Genomic DNA, 2243 nt, shown 5'->3' on the forward strand with positions numbered 1-2243 from the left:
CCAATATTTGTCGGCGGGCACTTCTACATATCCGATAGAATCTTTCTCTTGACGAGTCGCCATGAATCTTGATTTTTTAGGTCATAAAAAAGCAATTTACAACTTCTATATATAAGTATGGCGATTTTAGTACAGTTTTTTATAGGGGCCTCCGCAGCTGCGCTGCGGCCCTACGTTTACTCCCTATGGTCGTCGAACTGGCGCCCCTATAGGGGCTGGTTGTCGCAGCTCGCTGTTACTTGCTTCGCTGCGTCGGCTCCCGTTGGTCGGATCGCTCGGCCCTGCGGCCTGACGGACTTGGTCTGCGACTGCGCCGCACTGCTGCACATCGGTTACTCCCTATGGTCGTCGAACTGCAGCCTAAAGGCTTTGTTGTGGCCGGCGGGCGCTTCGCGCCTTTTGGACCAAGCCCTTCGGCAGGAAGTTAACTATTTTTTTATTCTTCTTTCTTTTGTTGCTGCCAATAAACCGCTCTAGACACCGCCTGATACTTATCAGCTCCTCCAATCACCTCCTGTTCTTCTTCCAAAGAAAAGCGCTGACTAAAAGGCGCGTCTAAGCCCGAGCTTTTGCAAACCGCTTTTACATGCGTAATATCATCGCAGCGGGGAATCAGTCGGCTGATTTGCTCAAAAGGTTCTCTTTTGTAGTCTCCGCTGAGGCCACAACATTCTACAATTTTGCCCTGATTGGCCCAACGGTCGGCAAAATCAGCCGCATCGGGATAAAACTGGATTTCATCAATACAGATAACGTCATAATCCTGGACCAGATCGTCTAGTTCTGCTAATTTTGTGCAAGCTGTGGCTTCATATCGCAGTTTGTCATGCGTTACAATCATGGCTGCAGAATCGTCGTAGCGGCGGTCTTTGGCATATTTCACCAATAAACAAGCTTTTCCCGCAATCCGATAGCGGCGGTAGCGAGTGAGTAAGAGGGTACTCTTGCCCGAGAACATCGGGCCCAAAATAAGGTGTAATTTTCCGTTCATGCTGCGCTTTGGTTTAAGAAGCTACAAAGCAACAATTTTTTGTAGAAAAAGGCAAGTTTTAGGTCTAGAAGAAAAAAAAGCCCCAAGACCTTTTAGGTCTTGGGGCTTTTCGCTTTTTTTATTTCCCTAGCGATAGTCGGCTTGGTCCAGAATATACATATCTTCTTTTTTGCGAATCACCTCTTCCATTTTGGCGGTTTCTAGGTTTTCGGCATCTGTCATATCGCATTTAATGAGGATAGTGCGGTAGAAGGTGGTATTTTCCATATCTGTTTCGCGCAGGCTCGCTCCTTCCAAATTTGTTTTTTCTAGGTTTACGCCTACCAAGCTTGCGCCCGTAAAGTTGGTCCCTTCACAATTGGCTTTACGTAGGCGGGCCCCAGTGAGGTCGGCCATACTCAGGTCGGCATTTTTGAGATTGGTGCGGCGTAGTTCGGCCACTTTGCCGTTAAACTCGCCAAAGTCGGCACCAGAAAGGTTAGCCTCTTCTAAGACAGTTTCATAGAAGTTTACCCCTCTTAGGTCGGCTTCGCTGAGGTTGGCCCCAGAGAGGTCCATATTAGAGAGGTTCATGCCCGAGAGGTCGGCGCCAGATAGGTTGATGGCCTTATCGGGAAAATTTTTGCGGTAGGCATCCCAATATTTTTTGCCCTTTTTGAGCATGCGGTATTGCTGCTCGTCCATTTCGCTTTCTTCTTGGGCCAAAAGGCCAGTAGAAAAGCTAAACAAGCAAATGAGGAGGAGGCTAAAGAGTGAAAGTGTCTGTTTCATGGTCGTTATTTTTTGTCAAAAGATAGCTAAAGCCCAGCAGATAACAAATAGCGTGCAATAAAAAAGCGGGGCTAGAAAAGCGGATGAGCGGCAAAGGCCAAATAAAAGCCCTGCCACTTCTATCCTTTGCTTTAATTTCCAGCTATTCATCCTTATTTTTCTTCCCCATAGCTAGGGCTATGCCTTGACTAGCTTAAAATTTTTATCAAAGGCTGGCCGAAGCGCAGAGCTCCTATTTGGCCTAGCGATGCGGCGGGGTGGCCGTCAGGCCAGACCCAGGCGGCAAAGCCGCCGCAGGGCCGAGCAGACCTGCGAGCCCCAAAGCGTAGCGCCGCAGCTTTGCTGCGGAGGCCCCAAAAACAGCACTAACTATTTAATTTTGGGTAGGCCCAAACGATCAGCCATTGGCCGAGGGTGTAGGTAGACATGATGCCAAAGCCTGCTAAGAAAAAGTTGGGATAGACAAAGGCGTTGAGGCCAA

At 48.5% G+C, this 2243-nt stretch carries 2 protein-coding genes; both read right to left on the reverse strand.

The genetic code is table 11. From position 1 onward, the window contains the following. Nucleotides 1-436: 436 nt before the first annotated feature. Nucleotides 437-991, reverse strand: a complete 555-nt coding sequence (locus SAPGRDRAFT_RS19355) for an AAA family ATPase (protein WP_002661170.1) — start codon at nt 989-991, stop codon at nt 437-439. Nucleotides 992-1117: 126 nt separating this feature from the next. Then, nucleotides 1118-1762, reverse strand: a complete 645-nt coding sequence (locus SAPGRDRAFT_RS19360; protein ID WP_002661172.1) for a pentapeptide repeat-containing protein — start codon at nt 1760-1762, stop codon at nt 1118-1120. Nucleotides 1763-2243 lie beyond the last annotated feature (481 nt).

The sequence above is a fragment of the Saprospira grandis DSM 2844 genome (assembly GCF_000275825.1).
GTDB lineage: Bacteria > Bacteroidota > Bacteroidia > Chitinophagales > Saprospiraceae > Saprospira > Saprospira grandis_A.

What these genes read in the sequence shown, in the direction of transcription:
- SAPGRDRAFT_RS19355 (WP_002661170.1), bottom strand. Translation starts at nt 991, where the DNA reads ATGAACGGAAAATTACACCTTATTTTGGGCCCGATGTTCTCGGGCAAG.
- SAPGRDRAFT_RS19360 (WP_002661172.1), bottom strand. Translation starts at nt 1,762, where the DNA reads ATGAAACAGACACTTTCACTCTTTAGCCTCCTCCTCATTTGCTTGTTT.